The following is an 18,741-nucleotide window of genomic DNA, read 5'->3' as shown; positions in this document are numbered from 1 at the left end:
CCATGTTTTGGATTAAAACAATATAAAAGGTGAATCAATGATTGGGGCTACCCAACTTCGGTGTTTCGTCGCTGTGGCCACAGAACTGCATTTCGGTCGGGCCGCTCAACTTCTGCATATGACGCAACCGCCGTTGAGCAGACAGATCCAGCTGCTGGAGCAGTATTTGGGCGTAGTGTTGATTGAACGGACGTCCCGCTCTGTGTCACTTACCCCGGCGGGGTCGGCGTTCCTGGCCGAAGCGCGCAAGCTGATGGAGCAAAACGAACGGGCCGTGCAGATCGCAAGGCGTGCGGCCAATGTCCTGAGCGGATCTGTGACGGTTGGGTTCATGGGGTCTGCGACCTATGGGTACATCCCCAAACTGGCCGAGCGGGTTCAGAAAGAGTTGCCGAACATCGAAGTGGTTTTCCGCGAAGTAACCACGCTTGGCCAGTTGGAGGCATTGTCTTTCGGCCGTATTGACCTGGGCATCATTCGGCCGACTGCGATGCAGGAAGGTGTCGAGTCGGCCTGCATAGGAAAAGGCGAGCTTGCGGTGGCGGTATCGCGTAACCATCCGTGGGCATCACGTCGGCAGGTCGTAACGCTAAAACAACTCGACGATGTCCCTTTCATTATGTACAGCAAAGTGGGATGGTATTTTCACGAACTGTTGGCAGCGATGTTCGAACGGGCAAACATCAGACCTCGCCATATTCAGTTCATGGATCAGACGCATGCCATTCTTTCGTTGGTCAGTGCCGGTATGGGGGTGGCGATCGTACCAGAGGATGCCCGCAACGCGTGCTTCGAGAACGTCATATTCAAGGCGCTCCAGACTCACGTGCAATATGAATTGCACGCAATCTGGAGAGCGGGAGATGATGATCCTGCCATTGGGGCCGTACGCGAACTTATTCTCCGCCAACGCGTTTCCAGCTAGGTCTTGCGCTGGCCGCAACGCAGAGGTCAGGCCTTTTCCAGCGCCCCTTCCTTATGCAGCGCCAAATGCCCGGTCTTGTCACTTTTGACTTCGTACTGAGGTGCTTCTTTAGAGGCAGGGCGATGGCGGCCCATGAACTCGACGTCCTGGGTGTGCACCTGAGTCACGACACCGACGACATGGCCGACATCCGAATTCCAGCGTACGTAATCGCCTTTCTTGAATGCATGGGCCATGTTCGTTCTCCTGTTCAGGGCTGCCAGAGGGTCTGACCGCCTTCGAGTTTGCGGTCGAGAAAGCTTGCCGCGCTGATGAGCGCCAAGTGACTCAACGCCTGCGGGGTGTTACCCAGATGATGTCCATGGGTGTCGAACTCTTCGGCATACAAGCCCACCGGGTTGGCGTAGCGCAGCAATTGTTCGAACTCAAGATGCGCCTGCTCCACGCGCCCTGCACGGGCCAAGCATTCGACATACCAGAACGAGCAGGCGACGAACGCGCCTTCCTCACCTTCCAGGCCGTCGCCGGATTCATCGTCATTGCGATAGCGGAAGACCATGCCATCGCGCACCAGCGTGCGTTCGATGGCCTCCAGCGTCTGCAGCCACTGGGGATCGCTGGCGCCGACAAACCGCACCAGCGGCATCAGCAGCATGGACGCGTCGAGGTTCTTGCTGCCTTTGTACTGCACGAAGTGGCCGAGGCCCTGATCCCAGAAGTTTTCCCAGATATCGTCGTGGATGGCCTGACGTTCCTTGGTCCAGCGCTCGAACGGTGCGGGCAGCGAACGCTTGAATGACAGGCGCAAGGCTCGATCCAGGGCGACCCAGCACATCAGACGTGAGTGCAGGAAATGCTTGTCATCGCCGCGCATCTCCCAGATGCCCACATCCTTGCTGCGCCATTTGTCACACAGTTCGTTCACCAGCCGCGTGGTGTTTTTCCAGCCTTCGTGAGAGATCGCCTCACCGTATTTGTTGGCCAGGTACACCGCATCCAGCAACTCGCCATAGATGTCCAGTTGGGTCTGTTTATAGGCTTCATTGCCGATGCGTACCGGGGTCGCGCCGCCGTAGCCTGACAGGTGCGTGAGTTCCTCTTCCGGCAACTCTTCACGGCCAGCCAGCGAATACAGGATGCCGAGCTTGGTCGATTCGTCAGAGCAATCGCCCATGCGCTCGCGCACCCACTTCATGAAGGCATTGGCTTCTTCGGTATAACCCAGGCGCATGAAGGCATAGACAGTAAACGAGGCGTCGCGGATCCAAGTGTAGCGATAGTCCCAGTTGCGCGCGCCGCCCTCTTCCTCAGGCAGCCCGAACGTCGCGGCAGCGACGATGCCGCCGTGTTTGCGTGAGGTGAGAAGCTTGAGGGCCAGCGCCGAGCGATTGACCACTTCGCGCCAGCGGCCTTGGTAGTTGGAGTGACGGCTCCAGTGCTGCCAATAGTGCACCGTGTTCTTCAGGTCGCAATCGCATTGAATGGCTTTGACGTGCTCGTCGTCTGCGCCGCCGAGCATGAATTCCACGATGTCGCCTTGCTGCATGTCGAATTCGGCCACCGCAGCCTGGCCGTCAAGCCGCATGTCAACCGTCGCGCATAAGCGCATTGCCGGCTGTCCGCGAGCCTCGAAGCGTACGTCCTGGCCATCCATTTGCGCCGTGGTTTTGGCGCGACTGTAGTCATGCCGGACCCGGCACAGCATGCGTACCCGGGTGGTGCCGTGACGCACGTGAATACGACGCACCAGACGTGGCAAGTCCTCGATGTCGTCGGCGATGGGCATGAAGTCAGTAACCTCCACTACCGCGTCCCTGGCAATCCAGCGCGTCATCAGCACGTTGGTTTCGGGCAGGTACAGCTGCTGGCGGCGGGCATCCGGCAGCAGCGGCGCGAGCTGGAAGATCCCGGCATCCGGAGTGTCGAGCAATGCGCTGAAGACGCTCGGGCTATCGAAGTCGGGCCAGCAGCAGAAATCGATACTGCCGGTGTCTGCTACCAGCGCGGCACTGCGCATGTCGCCGATGATGCCGTGATTTTCAATGGGGTTCTGCGCTTCGTCGCGCGGATCCGGCTGCGTGTTTTGCGTGCGTTCAGGCATTGTCCCTTTAGCCATTGTTTCGAAACTCCGGGTAAAGGCTCATGCCGCCGTCAATGAACAAGGTTGCACCGTGCACATAATCGGAGGCGTCGGAAGCCAGCCAGACCACGGCGTTGGCCACGTCTTGCGCCTCACCGACCCGTCCGTAGGGGATCAGCTTGAGCAGGTCCTTCTCAGCGTCCCCGGAGGTGGCTTTGGTGTTGATCGCGGTGCGAATCGCGCCCGGGGCAATGCTGTTGACCCGGATGCGCTGCTCGCCGACTTCCTGGGCGATGCTGCGCATGAGCAGGTCCACCCCGCCTTTGGAGGCCGCGTAATTGACATGGCCGGCCCACGGAATGACCTGATGCACCGAACTCATGTGGATGATCTTGCCCAGCGCCCGTGAGATATCCGGGCGTATTTCCTGTTTGGCGAACTGACGCAGCGCCGCACGTGCGCAGAGAAACTGGCCCGTGAGGTTGACGTTGATGACGGTATTCCAGTCTTCAAGACTCAGTTCGGTGATAGGCGCGTCTTTTTGCAGCCCGGAGTTGGCGATGAGAATATCCAGTCGGCCGAAAGCCTTGAGTGTTGCGGCCAATAGTTTATCGACTTCATCTTCCTTCGAGACGTCGGCGCCCACTGCAATCGCCTGGCCGCCTGCAGCGCGGATCTCATCGACCAGATTCTGTGCAGGTTCAGGCTGTGAATGGTAGTTGACCACCACTGCGGCCCCGCAAGCAGCAAGCCCCCTGGCCGCACCTGCGCCCAGTCCGGAACTGGCTCCGGTCACCAGCGCAACCTGGCCTTTCAAGGAAATCAGCATGGAATGTCGAGCCTCATGGTCAGCGTTTTAATGCTGACTGACGGGGTTTGCAGGAAGTTCAGTGGTTCTGCACCGCCACCGTGGTAGCAACATAAAAGCCTGATGCGCGCTTGCTTGGGGATCTTGGTAGCCGACTGAGCCTGGTGATGCGGATGAAAACGGAAGAAGGTGGGCACATCCCTGAGCACAGGGCCGTGCCGTCAAGGCAAAAAAACAAGGCAAAAAAAGCCCCACGACGGGGTGGGGCTCCTTGCTCGGAGGGGCGTTACCCATTGAATACCGTCACCAGCTTGGTATTCAGATACGCCTCGACGGCCTCGGTACCGCCCTCCGAGCCGTAACCGGAATCCTTGACCCCGCCGAACGGCACCTCGACCAGACCGATGCCCTGATGGTTGATCGAGAGCATGCCCGCTTCGATGCGGGTACTCAGAATATGCGCGGTTTTCATCGAAGTGGTAAACGCATACGAGGCCAACCCGAACGGCACTCGATTGGACTCTTTGACCGCGTCCTCCACCGTGTCGAACGGCACGATCAGTGCCACCGGACCAAAGGGTTCTTCATTCATGATGCGCATTTGCGGGGTCAGGCCGCTGAGTACGGTCGGCTCGAAGAAATACCCCGGGCCTTCGACAGCCTTGCCGCCTGTGTGCAGTTTGGCACCATGATCGACAGCATCCTTGACCAGCGCCGTGAGCGCCGGAGCCCGGCGTTCGTTGGCCAGCGGGCCCATGGTCACGCCCTGCTCCAGACCATTGCCCACCTTGACTTCATGGGTCAGGCCGACGAATTTCTCGATGAATTTCTCGTAGACGCCGCGCTGCACGAGAATGCGGGTCGGTGACACACAGACCTGCCCGGCGTTGCGGAATTTGGCGCCCGCCAAGGTCCGCGCTGCCAGATCGAGATCGGCATCGTCGAACACCAACGCCGGTGCATGCCCACCCAGCTCCATGGTCGCGCGTTTCATGTGCTGTCCAGCCAGCGCAGCCAGCTGTTTGCCGACAGGCGTGGAGCCGGTGAAGGTGACTTTCCTGATGACAGGATGAGCGATCAGGTAGCTGGAGATCTGTGCCGGGTCGCCATACACCAGACCGATGACGCCAGCCGGTACGCCGGCGTCGATGAACGCTCGGATCAACTCGGCAGGCGATCCCGGCGTCTCTTCCGGAGCCTTGACGATGATCGAGCATCCGGCCGCCAGCGCCGAGGAGAGCTTGCGCACGATCTGGTTGATCGGGAAATTCCAAGGGGTGAAAGCCGCGACCGGACCGACCGGTTCCTTGATGACCTTCTGCTCTACCGACACGTTACGCGATGGCACTAGACGGCCATAAGCGCGACGGCCCTCTTCGGCCAGCCAATCGATGATGTCGGCGGCGGAAAGGGTTTCCATGTGCGCTTCGGCCAAGGGTTTGCCCTGCTCCTGGGTCATGACGCTGGCGATGTGATCGACCCGATCACGCAGCAAGTTCGCTGCCTTCTGCATGATTTTGTAGCGGTCGTAGGCCGGGGTGTTGCGCCAGGTCTGGAAACCGCGTTCGGCAGCGGCCAAAGCCAGATCCAGATCGGCGATATCGGCATGGGCCACGGTACCGAGGGTGTCCCCGGTTGCCGGGTTAACAACGTCGAGGGTGCGGCCGTCTTCACTGGCGCGCCACTGGCCATCGATATACAACTGAACGTCTGCGTACATGAGCAACTCCGGATAGGCCTGCATAGGCGGGAGAATGGAAAAGGCAGTGCGGCCAATCTACAGGGCCGGACTTCCAAGGATCAAGGTCGCTGCGCGGATGCCCGATGCGCACGCAACAATCCCGTTTACGACCCGAACCGGGCGCTGAAGTTTGAATGCCGGGTCCAGGCGCGAAGTTCGGCAGGTAGCCAATAAAGCGGCTAACGCAGACCGGCGGAGCATTTTCTGGCATCCTGCGCGCCCTTTTTCCTACGATCCATTTCCTCGCCATGCCATTTTCTTGTACACAATTTTCAAACAAATTGTTTTTAAGTACGTCGACATGTTGTAGATTCGATAAACCTGACCGGACAGACAACTTTTGTATACAGGCCGAATCAGCGCCCATCGCAAAGCCCATGACCGAATAACAACAATTGGCAGGCTAACCATGACCCCACCCCTCAGCCCTCCCCCGTCTCGCCCGGCCGCAAAAAAAACCGAGCTGATCTACGGGCTCAATGACCGACCGCATTTCACCGCCGCGATCTTCGCTGCGTTGCAGCACGTGCTCGCCAGTTTCGTGGGCATCATCACCCCGACCCTGATCGTTGGTAACGTATTGGGCCTTGCCAGCGAAGTGCCGTACCTGATCAGCATGGCGCTGTTCGTGTCCGGTATTGGCACTTTCATCCAGGCCAAGCGCATCGGCCCCATCGGCTCCGGGCTTTTGTGTCTGCAGGGCACCAGTTTTTCCTTTCTCAGCGTGATCCTCAGCGCCGGTTTTATAGTGAAGAGTCGCGGTGGCGGCACTGACGAGATTCTCTCGACCATTTTCGGCGTCTGCTTCTGTGCCGCATTCGTAGAGGTGGTGCTGAGCCAGTTCATCGGCAAATTGCGCAAGCTCATCACCCCCGTGGTGACCGGTACCATCATCACCTTGATGGGACTGTCGCTGCTCAAAGTGGCGATGACCGATATGGCAGGCGGGTTCGGCGCACCTGACATGGGCTCAGCGACCAATCTCGGGCTGGCGGGATTGGTGCTGGGCACGATCGTGGTGCTCAATCGTTTCAATATTCCCTTGCTGCGCCTGAGCGCGATCATCATCGGCTTGACCCTGGGCTTTGGGGTGGCCTGGTACCTGGGCCGCGTGGACTTCACACACATGCCACACGTGCCGCTGATGAGCATTCCGGTGCCTTTTAAATACGGCTTCTCGTTCGACCTGTTGGCCTTCATCCCGATTGCCGTGATCTTCCTGGTCTCGCCTCTGGAAGCGGCAGGCGATCTGACCGCCAATTCGATGATTTCCCAACAGCCGGTGAGCGGCCCGATCTACCTGCGCAGGATCAAGTCGGGCCTGTTGGCTGACGGTCTCAATTCCGCGATAGCCGCTACCTTCAACAGCCTGCCGATGGTGACCTTCGCCCAGAACAACGGGGTGATTCAGTTGACCGGTGTGGCCAGCCGCTTCGTGGCGTTCTTCATTGCCGGCATTCTGGTGCTGCTGGGGCTGTTCCCGATCATTGGCGCGGTGCTGCAATTGATGCCCAAGCCGGTGCTCGGCGGCGCCACGTTGATCATGTTCGGCACAGTGGCAGTGGCCGGGATCAAGATTCTCTCCGAAGCCGGCCTGCATCGTCGTAACATGCTGATCGTCGCGATTTCCCTGGGTATGGGCCTGGGGGTGGCAGCGGTTCCGGAAGTGCTGCGCGAACTGCCCAAAGCGCTGCACAACATCTTCGAATCGCCAATTACCGTCGGCGCGTTCTGCGCGATCATCCTCAATATTTTCCTTCCCGAAGAATATGTAGAAGAAGAAATCACTGATTTCGATCCGCAGGCCTCGACCGTCAAGGTGCTGCAGGACCCCGTGTAAAGGCCCGAGGCAGAACCTCTCTCCAGGCTCGTGGTCGCACAGTTGAATCGCAAGGTGTGAACAGGCGGGAGCATTCTCCCGCCCGCCCTCGCAACTGGAGCATCACGATGCCGCTACGCCCGTTCCGTTACCTGCTTGCATGCGCGTTCATGCTGGCCCTGAGTGCCTGCGCGCTGTTTCCAAACCGCGATCCCTTGAACATCAACGTGGTGGGCATCGAACCGTTGCCGGGGCAGGACCTGGAAATACGCTTGGCCGTGAAACTGCGCCTGCAAAACCCTAATGATGTCGACATTCCCTACGATGGAGTGGCGTTGAATCTGGACGTCAACGGCAGGCTGCTGGCCTCGGGCGTCAGCGACCAGAAAGGCACGATAACCCGTTTCTCCGAGGGTGTACTGACGGTGCCGGTAACAGTTTCGGCCTTTGCAGCGCTGCGTCAGGCAGTGGGGCTTAGCGAACAACAAAGCCTGGACAATCTGCCGTACGAACTGCGCGGCAAGCTGGCGGGAGGGCTCTTCGGCACCATGCGCTTTTACGACAGCGGGACGCTGAGCTTGCCGCAGCCGGCCAACGGCAACTGGTAAGACTGCGCCTGGCTTTCACTTGTCACCCTGGCTTCGGGCGGGCCTTGTTGCCTCATGAATGAAGAGATCTGACATTGGTTGTGAAACCCGTCATACGTCGGTACATTCGCGCCCTGCTTTTGGAAGCCGGCATACCGAGACGTGATCGGAACGGTAACCGGGGGCGCAATGTCCAACCGATTCCGGCTCCTGAATTATCAGGTTTCAGGGCGCCTTCACTTGACCCATCACGGCCTTACGGAACAGCGGTCCATATGACCCAGCAAGTCTGCGCGGACAATCTGCAATTTCATCATGGCGGTGAACTTGGCGAGCTCATACGTCGCCACGACTGGACTTCCAGCGGTCTGGGCGCGCCGGAAAAATGGCCGCAGAGCCTCAAAACCATCACCGCCATGTTGCTCGCCTCCCCCGTGCCCATCGTGCTGCTGTGGGGTGAGAAAGGCATCATGATCTATAACGATGCTTATTCCGGATTCGCAGGTGATCGCCATCCCCGCTTGCTCGGTTCGGAAGTGCGCAAGGGTTGGGCGGAAGTCGCCGACTTCAACGATCACGTCATGCGTGTGGGCCTGGCCGGCAAAACCCTGGCTTATAAAGATCAGGAGTTGACGCTTCATCGCCACGGGCACCCTGAACAGGTCTGGATGGACCTGGATTACTCGCCCGTACCGGACGAAAGCGGAAACCCCGCAGGCGTCATTGCCATTGTCGTGGAAACCACCGAACGCGTGCTTGGCGGTCGCAACCTTCTGCATAGCGAACAGCGCTTCCGGGCCTTGGTCAACGCAACCGCCGACGCCACTTACCGGCTTTCGCAGAACTGGCATATTCTGCAGCATCAGGACGGACTGGGCGTTCGTCACCCAGGCACGGGCGCTGGAGACAGTTGGTTGCAGACCTATATTCAGCCGGCACACCAGCCTCGGGTCAGCGCCGACATAGAACAGGCAATCCGCGACAAAGCCAGCTTTACGCTGGAGCATCCGATCATACGGTCCGACGGCAGCACAGGCTGGGCGCTGTCACGGGCCGTGCCTTTGTTCGACGAGCGTGGCGATATCGTCGAATGGTTTGGCACCGCTACGGACATCACTGCACGCAGGGAGGCGCAGGAAACCCTGCGCGCAAACGAGCGCCGATTGCAGTTTCTTGACGCCCTGAACAAGGAGACTGCGCGCAGCATCGATGCCAATGTGATCATGGCGATTACCACGCAAATGCTGGGCGAACATCTGGAAGTTGCAGTCTGTGCCTATGCCGACATGGAGCCGGACCAGGACGGCTTCACCATCCGCGGGGACTGGCATGCGTCGGGCTCGCTGGGCATCGTGGGCCGTTACAGCCTGGCCACCTTTGGTAAGCTGGCGCTCAAACGCCTGCATGCAGGCTTGCCGTTGATCCTGGATGAAACCGCCGAACAGCTTGCCCCGGAAGAGGCCGAGGCTTTTCTGAGCATCGGTCTGGCGTCGACCATCTGCATGCCACTGGTCAAGGACGGTCGCCTGACGGCTTTGATGTCGATTCATGATCGGGTTGCGCGGCGCTGGACCTCACGCGAACTGTCCTTGCTGGCCGAAGTGACCGAACGTTCCTGGGCGCATATCGAACGCGTTCGCGCCGAAGTCAGAAGGCGCGAAAGCGAGGAACGCTTTCGCCGTGATCTGGAAGCTCGGGTTGCCGAGCGCACCGAGGCGCTGCGCGAGAGCGAGGCCAATATCCGTCGCACAGAGCAAGCGCTGCAGCAGGCGCAGAAAATGGAAGCGCTGGGTAATCTCACAGGCGGCATTGCTCACGACTTCAACAACTTGCTCATGGCGGTACTCGGCAGCCTCGATCTGCTACGCCGACGCCTGCCGGACAGCCCGCAACTTCTGAAATTGGTCGATAACGCCCGCAGTGGAGCTGAACGCGGCGCCACGCTGATTGCGCGGATGCTCGCCTTCGCCCGCCGCCAGGAGCTAAGAGCCGAGGCGGTCGAGCTCGGCCAACTGGTCGCGGGTATGAGCGAACTGCTGCAGCGCTCGCTTGGCCCCACTATCGAATTGCAGATCGTTACGGCGCCTGTGCCTGCCTGGGTGAGCACCGACCCCAATCAACTTGAAGCTGCGTTGCTGAATCTTGCGGTCAACGCGCGTGACGCGATGGGCGGTCAGGGATTGATCGTGATCAAGGCAGGTTTGCGCAACGTGACCGCGTCGAACCTTCGTCCCGGCCCTGGAGACTACTGGTGTCTGAGCGTGACCGACACCGGCGAAGGGATGGACGAGGAAACACTCAAGCGCGCGACGGAGCCGTTCTTTACCACCAAGGGTGTCGGCCAAGGCACGGGGCTCGGACTGTCCATGGTTCATGGGCTGGTCGAGCAATGCGGCGGGACCTTGCAGCTGCACAGCATCCGGGGCGTTGGCACCACCGCCGAGATGTGGCTGCCGGTCACTTCGGCGCCAGAGCCATCGCTCGGCGACAGCGTTGAACAAACACCACAGAGCAAAGTCGGCCATCCATGTCTGGACATCCTCACGGTAGACGACGACGCACTGGTACTGACCAGTACTGTGGAAATGCTCAAGGACATGGGCCACCGGGTTCGTCCCGCCAATTCCGCCCGTGCAGCCCTGGACTATCTGGAACAGCAGCACTTTGACCTGATCATTACCGATCACGCCATGCCCCACATGACCGGCGCACAGCTGGTGACCCGTGTCCGCGAGCAACATCCGGACATGCCGGTGATCCTGGTATCAGGCTATGCCGAGGCCGTTCCGGGGCAGACCGTCGAAGTCCCTCGTCTGGCCAAGCCCTTCTCTCAGGCACAGCTCATGGAAATGGTGAATGAGGTTGCACGCCCATCGGATGCTTCTGCGCAGTGTCAGTGACCGCTCACGTGCAAGTTCAGGGCCCGTGGCAACGAAAAGGAGAGGCGATGACCGCATCCCGGCCAGGCCTGAACCGGCCGAGCCACAGAGGGGTGTTGACCATTCATCACATCTGCAGTCAGAAAGAACTCTCAGCCGCGTGCAGCGGCCACCAAGCGATTCACTTCAGCGCGCACCATGTTGGCGTACTCAGGCGGCGACAGGGCGTCGAGCTCAGCCCGTACCCATTCCGACCACTTGCCTTTGCGCTTGCCTCGCTCGCCCATCAGGCGGGCAGCTTCGCCCTTGGCTTTGCCCAGATTGCTTTGCCAAAGATCGAACAAACGGGATTTCTCGTCCTCGATCTCGGCGCGCTCGGTAAGGGACCTGTTGGCCAGATTGAAACTCATGACGTATACCTCTTTCTGCAAAAACTTGACGCTTGATGGCAGCCCAACATCGGCTTAAAAGCGTGGGCATCTTACACCCGCCACCCGCAAGGACCGATTACATTCGTTACACTTTTTGCCGTGCAGCGGAATTGTCCTGCAACTTTTTGCGGCCCGCGCGACTCCATTGCTCACTGCATTATTAACTGAAAGGAAATTTGCCATGGCTCGTAAACAAGCTGCCCAAAACGCCGCCGAACAGATCCAGGATCAAGCATTCAGCGAACTGGCGGCCCTTATCGAAGAGTCCGACAAACTGCTCAAAGACAGCGCCTCGCTGGTCGGGGAAGAAGCTGACACCGTGCGTGCACAGCTGAGCCAGAAGCTCAAGCAAGCCGTCGATTCCCTGGGCAGCGTGCGTGACAAAACCAAGCCGGCCGTTGAAGCCACCGAAACCTACATTGGCGGCCACCCATGGCAGACCGTAGCGGTCTCGGCCGGGTTCGGCCTGGTGGTCGGTCTGCTGCTGGGCCGTCGTTGATCTTCTGATCCACAGGCCCTGTCTACAAGACTTGATCAGCAGACACCGTGGGAGCGAACCTGCTCATGAAAACCGAACCCAGCCGCTTAACACATGGCCGCTGTGTTTCCATTATTCGCAGACAGGCTCGCTCCCATAAAGCCGACATAAACGAGGCCGCTGTCGGGTCACACTTGCCGTTGTGGCACCACGCCTTGTAACAACTTGCCAAAATAGTCTGCGGTAAACGCCAGCGGTTCGGCGTCCTTCACACCCACTGTCTTTTTCAACATCCAGTCACGGGATCCTGCATCGAGGTGCAGACTGTATTTCTCTTGCCCGTGCAGACTCAATCCGCTCACCGAAATACTCACCTGCCCTTTCGCGCCCATCGCATCGGGCACGAATGACACCGTGTGGGCGCCTACGTAGAACCCCATTCGTCGCGTCCTGAAGGGTGAGTTCTCATCGGGGTAGCCTTTGCTCTGGGCCAGATGCGGCTCGTATTCGAACGCCGTCTGCCCAGCGTCGACCAACGGCTTGAGCCAGATTTCTACCTGTTCGTAGAGGGCATCGATGCTGGCATTCCACTGCGCCAGATCATCGTGAAAACGCTGGTGCTTCTGCTCTTCGTAGCGCTGATTGGCTATCAGCAACTCGCTGAGGCGATGAATCTCGTCCATAACGGCGATTCCCGGTTCATACGCCCGAGTATTCGGGCACGTGAGTCAGGGTGGCACAGCCAGGTCGGGGTGTCGCCCTGCATCGTGTCTGGCCTGGATCAGAGCTTGGGCGGGACGACTTCCAGTTGCGACAGGCGATGCCCCTTGACCAGGGCCGCATCGATATCGATCTTGGCCTTTTCGGCCGCTTCCTGAGCGTCGAATGGGCCGATCATGACCACTTCTTCGCCCTGGACCTTGACAACATAAGACGGGTAATGGTGCTCGACCAACCAGTAGGTCATGTCGCTCAGGGCCTCTTTCAAGTGAACGCGGATGGTCCACTGCGACGATGCCGGAGTCGGCGCTTCTGCAACCGCATCAGCGGGGGATTCCTTGGTCGTCGGTGCCGGTTTACCGCCATCACACCCTGCCAGCATCAATACCGCCACCATCATTGCCATCTTGCGCACGTCTGTCGCTCCTCGTCTGAAGTGGCGAGAGTCTACCATCGCCCAGGCTCCTGAGTTGCAACCACTGTGGACCCGGTGGCTGACGACCCGCGAGCAAATGTATCCTTTACCGCGCTACTCTCCACCGCCTTACGGCTATACAATTGGCAACAGCTTTCCTGCCGACGCGAGCGGAAAAGTGCTTTCATCCGGATCTTTCCCCATACTCCGTGATCGGTACCGAACCCGATGCTGGCATTGTGGTCAATCTCTCAATTAAAACAATTAATGTGCCATTTATGACACTTGCTTCCCGTAACATGAATACGTATCGCGCCGGAGCCTGTCTTGCGACGCGTCCGTTGAGTCCGCTGCCTCTTGAAGCCCAACTATCGTGAGCACACCCTCTCTCTCTTCAACTGCGACACCCGCGCCTGAAAGCTCCACACAGCTGAGCGCCCCTGAGCAATGGATCATCTGCGAACACTGCGATTCGCTCTATCAGGCCGAACCTTTGAACAAGGGTGAAACAGCGTACTGCCTGCGCTGTGCAGGCGTGCTCAGCCGCGGGCAGCGCATGACCATCGAGCAGATGCTGGCATTGAGCATTGCGGCGGGCATCATGTTCGTTTTTGCCAATGTGTTTCCAGTGATCAGCATCAGCATGAAGGGCCTGCATAACCAAGTGACATTGTGGGGCTCGGTCGAGGCGCTGGCTCAGGGGCAAATCACCCTGATCGCGTTAGTGGCGGGGCTGGCGATCATCTTCGCACCCGCGTTGCAGATCGCCCTGCTTTTCTGGGTGCTGGTCCATGCTCAACGCAACGAGATCGCGCCCGGCTTCAAAATCTGCATGCGCACCCTGGAACACCTGCGTCCCTGGAGCATGCTCGAAGTCTGCCTGCTGGGCATTCTAGTGGCGATCATCAAGCTGGGTGGCATGCTCGACGTGCACCCGGGTGTCGGTTTGTGGGCCATGAGCATGTTGATGGTGCTGATCGTGCTGATTGCGGGCAAGGATATTCGCCGGCTATGGGACGACCTGGGAGTCGAGCCCGAATGAACGGCATCCCTTTCGCCCACGAGCGGCAGGTAACCCTCTGCCATGTCTGCGGATATGTCTGCCCGGAAGACGCCCACGACTGTCCGCGCTGTGACTCTGCGGTGCACCGGCGCAAACCCAACAGTCTGGTGCGCACCTGGGCATTCCTGATTGCCGCGCTGATTTTCTATATTCCGGCCAACCTCTTGCCTGTGATGTTCACGACACTGCTGGGCAGTGCCAGCGAAAACACCATCATGAGCGGAGTCATCGAGTTTGCCGAAAGCGGCTCCTGGGACATCGCCATTCTGATTTTCATCGCCAGCGTTCTGGTGCCCTGCATCAAATTCCTCGTGCTGGGAATGTTGCTGGTGACCTGTCAGCGCCGTAGTCAATGGGCCATGCGCGAGCGGTCGCGGCTTTATCGCTTCATCGAACTCATCGGCTACTGGTCGATGCTCGACGTTCTTGTGGTTGCCCTGGTGGCTGCCCTGGTCCAGTTTCGCGGGCTCAGCACCATCGAGCCGCGGCTGGGTATTCTGTTCTTTGGTTTGGTGGTGGTAATGACGATGCTCGCCGCCATGAGTTTCGATCCCCGGTTGATCTGGGACGCAGAGGTTGAAGATGTCTGATAACGCTCTACCCCCGTCGGCACCGGAGCCTGCACGTGCGCAGGTCAAAGCGCGCAAGGCACGCATTTCGCTGGTCTGGCTGGTCCCTATCGTTGCCGGTGTGATCGGCCTGTCGATGGTCATCCACGACTTCCTCAATGTCGGCCCCAAGGTGGTGGTCAGCTTCCTGACAGCCGAAGGCCTGGAAGCCAAAAAGACCCAAGTGAAATACAAGAATGTGGTGATCGGTACGGTGACCGACATCGAGCTGAGCGACGATCGTACGCACGTACTGGCGACAATCGAGCTGAATCAGTCCGCCGCGCCGTTCACCCGCGCCGACTCGCAATACTGGGTGGTGCGCCCACGTATCGGCGCACGTGGCGTTTCCGGGGTCGACACCTTGCTGTCCGGGGCCTTCATCAGCGCCGACGCCGGCAGCTCGGAGAAGACCGAGAAAAACTTCAAGGGCCTGGAAAACCCGCCAGCGGTGACTTTTGGCGAAAAAGGCAAACGTTTCATGCTGCATACCGACGATCTCGGCTCGCTGGACATCGGTTCGCCGGTCTACTTCCGCCGCATTCAGGTCGGTCAGGTAGTGGCCTACGACCTGGCCAAAGACGGCAAGGGGGTGGACATCGAAATCTTCATCACTTCCCCCAACGACCAGTACGTGCTGACCGATTCGCGCTTCTGGAACGCCAGTGGCGTCGATGTCAGCCTTGGCGCGGCGGGCCTGAAAGTCTCCACCCAGTCGCTGACGTCCATTGTTTCCGGAGGCATCGCCTTCCGTGAACCCAAATACAGTCCGGACGCCAAGCCTGCTGATGCCAGTGCCGAATTCAAGCTGTTCGAGGATCAGACCACGGCGCTGGCGCCACCGGATGGCGAGCCTAAATACATCAAGATGCGCTTCAATCAGTCCTTGCGTGGTCTGGTTGTCAACGCGCCGGTGGACTTCCTGGGTGTGAACATTGGCCGCATTGTGTCGGTGGATCTGGATTACGACGCAGCGACCGGCACGTTTCCCGGCGTGGTGGGCGCTGTGATTTACCCTCAACGCCTGGGCCTGGCCAACGACAAACTCAAGGACCAGGCAGGCACGGGGAGCGAAGAAGAACAGACGTCACGTATTCTGGGACGCTTCGTCGAACGAGGCCTGCGGGCTCAGATACGCACCGGCAATCTGTTAACCGGACAGCTATACGTGGCAATGGATTTCGATCCCAAAGCGACCAAGGTCGTCTACAACGCCAAGGCGCGCCCGTTGGAAATTCCAACTACAGGCGGCAGTTTCGACAAGTTGCAGGAGCAGCTGCAGGCGTTTGTGGACAAGCTCGGGAAAATCCCGATAGATGAACTGGCGAAAAACCTCAATGGCAGTCTGGTTGAGCTGCAGAAGACCATGAAGAACGTCAACAGCCAGGTATTGCCGCAGATGGCGGGTACCTTGAAGCAGGCGCAGAAAACCCTTGGCACTGCCAATGACACCCTTTCGGATGATTCGCCAGCTCGTCAGCAACTGGGTCAGGCGCTTGACGAGGTACAGCGCACCGCACGTTCGGTACGCGTGCTGACTGATTTCCTCAGCCGACACCCTGAGTCACTGATCCGCGGCCGCTCCGGCGACGCAGCGCCGGGCTCGTATAAAGGGTCTTCCTCTTCCCGTGAAATTGCTCCGGAGCCTGTGCAATGACTGTGCGTACTCATCTGCTGGTGTTGGCCTGCGCGCTGGGCCTGACCGCCTGTTCGTCGACACCAACGCATTACTACACGCTGATTGCACCAGCGACTCAAACCCCAGCCCATGTAGCCCAGCCATCATTTCAGTTCGAGATGCAGCCGGTGCTGATGGCCGTTCAGGTTGATCAGCCTCAGTTGGTGGTGCGTCAGGGCAACGGCAGTCTGGCGATTCTGGAGAACGAGCGCTGGGGGGCACCTCTGGGCGATGAATTCCACGACGCGCTGACAGCAGAACTCGAGCGCCGTCTTGGCTCGCGCGATATGGCTGGCCTGCCCAAGCAGAGCGACTCCCCTGTGCTTTCCATCCGGGCGGATGTACGACGTTTTGAATCGGTGCTCGATCATTACGCGCTGATCGACGTGGTCTGGAACCTCAACCTGCGCAGTGGTGGCAGCGGCGGTCCGCGGCAGAACATCACCTGCAGCAGTGTCATCCGGCAACAGGCTGGCATCGGGATGGAAAATCTGGTGCTGGCTCATCAACAAGCAGTCTCCAAACTCGCAGACACCATCGCCAAAGCGGCCAATGGCTGGACGCGCCAGACCAACTCTCGCTGCCCTTCCTGAATCCCCCACTCTCCTTCGCGGACGCCAGCATCTGGCGTCCGTGCTCCGGCGCAGCACTGCAAATGGATGATGCTAATCATCTTAAGTCCGGAAATTGGTCTAAAATTTCATTTGCCAGTCATACAAGCGTTTGATAATAAGTCATTCCAATCGATTGGATCCCTTCCTGCTCCATTCGGATATTCGCTATTGTCATAAGAAGCCGTCGGCTCGCCCGCGTGCGGCATCCATTCCGATCAGAGAGAGTGATCACCCACATGAAGTCAGGGCGTTTGTGTGTGAGTCATCCGCGGGCTCAACCATTTGGCGACCAGAGGCACCAATGGAAAAACGTATGACCGAGATTGGTCCAAGACTCAGGGAAGAACGCACCCGGCTCAAACTCTCACAAAGTGGATTGGGCGCTATCGGCGGTGTTGAAACCAATGCTCAAGGTAACTACGAGAGCGGAGCGCGCTCGCCTAAAGCTGACTATCTGTTACGTATCGCCGAAGCAGGTGTTGACCTTAACTACGTTCTGACCGGCGCCCGCCAGCATGAACCTGGCAGCGTACTGTCGCCCCCACCTGAAGCTGAGTCGGCGCAGAATGAGCATCTGGATAAAGCCACTCATCAACTCCATCGCAATCTTCACGGGCTCATCGACGCGCTGTACCAAATGACCTTGTTGATTGAACTGCGCGCCCACGACACTCATGACGAAGTGGCCAAGAAGGAGCTGGATACCATCAGGAGCGACGCCCAAGACTTGGCCGAGGCATCGGTGCGCCTGATATTTGTGACTTCCAGACTCGCCTGACCCACGCCGGGCTGCGAATCCCTTCGTCTGAGGATACATACGCGATGATTCGAGGCAAGGTTGATCTATTCGCCAGATAAAACCCGACCCCGGAGTCAAGAGGTTTCACTCCAACTGACTGGTCAATCAGCGCCGCTTGAGCCGGTCGATGATCACCGCCAACAGCAGAATCGTGCCCCGTATGACGTATTGATAAAAGGTGTCGATGTTCTTGAGGTTCATGGCGTTTTCGATGATTGCCAGAATCAACACGCCGGCGATCACATGACGAATCATGCCGATGCCGCCGCTCAGCGAAACACCGCCCAGGACACACGCGGAGATCACGGTCAGTTCGAACCCCTGGCCGATCATCGGCTGGCCCGACGTCATGCGTGAGGCCAGTACCACACCGGCCAGGGCACCGATGAGGCCATGCACGGCAAAGATGATGATCTTGGTCCGATCAACATGCACACCTGCCAGCAATGCGGCCTCCTGGTTGCCGCCAATGGCCAGGGAGTTTCGACCGTAGGTGGTGTAGTTCAGCAGCCACCCAAAGAATACGAAACAGACCACAGTAATCAGGATCGGCACGGGAACGCCGAACAACTGGCCGTTACCGAATACGAAAAACGCTTCATCACCCACACCGACGGCCTTGCCGTTGGAAAAGATGTACGCCAGGCCCCGTACGATCTGCATGGTCGCCAGCGTCGTGATCAACGCGTTGATACGCAACTTCGCGATAACGATACCGTTGATCAAGCCGACCAGCAGGCCCATGCCCAGTGCAGCGCAAACGCCGAGAAACACGCTTTCGGTATCACGAATGACGATGGCCGCGATCACCCCGGAGCAGGCCAGAACCGAGCCCACGGATAAGTCGAAATGCCCTGACGCCAGACAGAACAGCATGGTGCAGGCCGCGATGCCGACGGTGGAAATCGCCAGGCCCAAGCCACGCATGTTGAGGGGTGACATGAAGTTGTCGATCAGTAAGGCACAGAGCACGAAGATGCCCAATGCAGCCAGAAGCATCGCCCACTCGTCAAAAAATCGACGCATGTTCATGCCTTGGTGGGGAGCCGTCAGGCTGGTTTCGGTAGACATACGCACCTCGTTTTTATTTTTCACT

General features: G+C 58.9%; 18 protein-coding genes. 10 read left to right on the top strand and 8 right to left on the bottom strand.

Annotated features, from left to right (window positions below; translation table 11 throughout):
* Positions 1–37: 37 nt before the first annotated feature.
* Positions 38–925 (top strand): LysR family transcriptional regulator, encoded by an 888-nt coding sequence (locus tag EC915_RS01515; protein ID WP_133748762.1) that lies wholly within the window; start codon positions 38–40, stop codon positions 923–925.
* A gap of 26 nt (positions 926–951) precedes the next feature.
* Here EC915_RS01515 and EC915_RS01510 read toward each other — a convergent pair whose 3' ends face one another.
* From EC915_RS01510 to EC915_RS01495, 4 genes are all read right to left on the bottom strand, one after another.
* Positions 952–1,161 (bottom strand): DUF2945 domain-containing protein, encoded by a 210-nt coding sequence (locus EC915_RS01510; RefSeq protein ID WP_133748761.1) that lies wholly within the window; start codon positions 1,159–1,161, stop codon positions 952–954.
* Between the two features lie 14 nt (positions 1,162–1,175).
* Positions 1,176–3,041: a glycoside hydrolase family 15 protein gene (locus tag EC915_RS01505; RefSeq protein WP_372237834.1), complete on the bottom strand. Its 1,866-nt coding sequence runs from the start codon at positions 3,039–3,041 to the stop codon at positions 1,176–1,178.
* Positions 3,034–3,834, bottom strand: coding sequence for a glucose 1-dehydrogenase (locus EC915_RS01500; protein WP_133748760.1), 801 nt, complete (start codon positions 3,832–3,834; stop codon positions 3,034–3,036). Before EC915_RS01500 ends, EC915_RS01505 begins: the two co-directional genes overlap by 8 nt.
* A gap of 265 nt (positions 3,835–4,099) precedes the next feature.
* Positions 4,100–5,533, bottom strand: coding sequence for an NAD-dependent succinate-semialdehyde dehydrogenase (locus EC915_RS01495; protein ID WP_133748759.1), 1,434 nt, complete (start codon positions 5,531–5,533; stop codon positions 4,100–4,102).
* A 430-nt stretch (positions 5,534–5,963) separates the two neighbouring features.
* Between EC915_RS01495 and EC915_RS01490 the strand changes: the two genes are divergently transcribed.
* The 3 genes from EC915_RS01490 to EC915_RS01480 all read left to right on the top strand — a co-directional run bounded on the left by EC915_RS01490 (position 5,964) and on the right by EC915_RS01480 (position 10,860).
* The gene (locus EC915_RS01490) at positions 5,964–7,394 is read left to right on the top strand and encodes a nucleobase:cation symporter-2 family protein (RefSeq protein WP_133748758.1); all 1,431 of its coding nucleotides are present in this window, start codon (positions 5,964–5,966) and stop codon (positions 7,392–7,394) included.
* 107 nt (positions 7,395–7,501) lie between these two features.
* On the top strand, positions 7,502–7,981 hold the full coding sequence (locus EC915_RS01485) for an LEA type 2 family protein (protein ID WP_133748757.1): 480 nt from the start codon (positions 7,502–7,504) through the stop codon (positions 7,979–7,981).
* 254 nt (positions 7,982–8,235) lie between these two features.
* Positions 8,236–10,860: a response regulator gene (locus tag EC915_RS01480; RefSeq protein ID WP_133748756.1), complete on the top strand. Its 2,625-nt coding sequence runs from the start codon at positions 8,236–8,238 to the stop codon at positions 10,858–10,860.
* 131 nt (positions 10,861–10,991) lie between these two features.
* On the opposite strand, the gene EC915_RS01475 is transcribed toward EC915_RS01480, so the two are convergent.
* Positions 10,992–11,249: a hypothetical protein gene (locus EC915_RS01475; protein WP_133748755.1), complete on the bottom strand. Its 258-nt coding sequence runs from the start codon at positions 11,247–11,249 to the stop codon at positions 10,992–10,994.
* Positions 11,250–11,451: 202 nt separating this feature from the next.
* Between EC915_RS01475 and EC915_RS01470 the strand changes: the two genes are divergently transcribed.
* Positions 11,452–11,769 carry a YqjD family protein gene (locus tag EC915_RS01470; RefSeq protein WP_133748754.1) on the top strand — a complete coding sequence of 106 codons (318 nt, stop codon included), beginning with the start codon at positions 11,452–11,454 and terminating at the stop codon, positions 11,767–11,769.
* Positions 11,770–11,936: 167 nt separating this feature from the next.
* Here EC915_RS01470 and EC915_RS01465 read toward each other — a convergent pair whose 3' ends face one another.
* Together EC915_RS01465 and EC915_RS01460 are read right to left on the bottom strand one after the other, a co-directional pair.
* A complete protein-coding gene (locus tag EC915_RS01465; protein ID WP_133748753.1) occupies positions 11,937–12,431 on the bottom strand; it encodes a hypothetical protein in 495 nt (164 codons plus the stop codon).
* A gap of 98 nt (positions 12,432–12,529) precedes the next feature.
* Positions 12,530–12,883: a hypothetical protein gene (locus EC915_RS01460; protein ID WP_133748752.1), complete on the bottom strand. Its 354-nt coding sequence runs from the start codon at positions 12,881–12,883 to the stop codon at positions 12,530–12,532.
* A 430-nt stretch (positions 12,884–13,313) separates the two neighbouring features.
* On the opposite strand from EC915_RS01460, the gene EC915_RS01455 reads away from it, so the two are divergent.
* The 5 genes from EC915_RS01455 to EC915_RS01435 all read left to right on the top strand — a co-directional run bounded on the left by EC915_RS01455 (position 13,314) and on the right by EC915_RS01435 (position 17,624).
* A complete protein-coding gene (locus EC915_RS01455) occupies positions 13,314–13,925 on the top strand; it encodes a paraquat-inducible protein A (RefSeq protein WP_166650914.1) in 612 nt (203 codons plus the stop codon).
* A complete protein-coding gene (locus tag EC915_RS01450; protein ID WP_133748750.1) occupies positions 13,922–14,536 on the top strand; it encodes a paraquat-inducible protein A in 615 nt (204 codons plus the stop codon). The genes EC915_RS01455 and EC915_RS01450 overlap by 4 nt, the downstream gene beginning before the upstream one ends.
* Complete coding sequence (locus EC915_RS01445) at positions 14,529–16,211, top strand: intermembrane transport protein PqiB (RefSeq protein ID WP_133748749.1); 1,683 nt, start codon at positions 14,529–14,531, stop codon at positions 16,209–16,211. Before EC915_RS01450 ends, EC915_RS01445 begins: the two co-directional genes overlap by 8 nt.
* A complete protein-coding gene (locus tag EC915_RS01440; protein ID WP_133748748.1) occupies positions 16,208–16,825 on the top strand; it encodes a membrane integrity-associated transporter subunit PqiC in 618 nt (205 codons plus the stop codon). Before EC915_RS01445 ends, EC915_RS01440 begins: the two co-directional genes overlap by 4 nt.
* 334 nt (positions 16,826–17,159) lie before the next feature.
* Positions 17,160–17,624, top strand: a complete 465-nt coding sequence (locus tag EC915_RS01435; RefSeq protein WP_133749387.1) for a helix-turn-helix domain-containing protein — start codon at positions 17,160–17,162, stop codon at positions 17,622–17,624.
* Positions 17,625–17,750: 126 nt separating this feature from the next.
* Here the strand turns inward: EC915_RS01435 and araH are convergent, their stop codons facing one another.
* On the bottom strand, positions 17,751–18,716 hold the full coding sequence (gene araH, locus EC915_RS01430; protein ID WP_166650893.1) for an L-arabinose ABC transporter permease AraH: 966 nt from the start codon (positions 18,714–18,716) through the stop codon (positions 17,751–17,753).
* Positions 18,717–18,741: the final 25 nt, after the last annotated feature.

This window comes from Pseudomonas sp. LP_7_YM, assembly GCF_004364435.1.
Classification (GTDB): domain Bacteria; phylum Pseudomonadota; class Gammaproteobacteria; order Pseudomonadales; family Pseudomonadaceae; genus Aquipseudomonas.
Note: the sequence above shows the minus strand (reverse complement) of the source record. Positions and strands in the feature narration are given on the sequence as shown.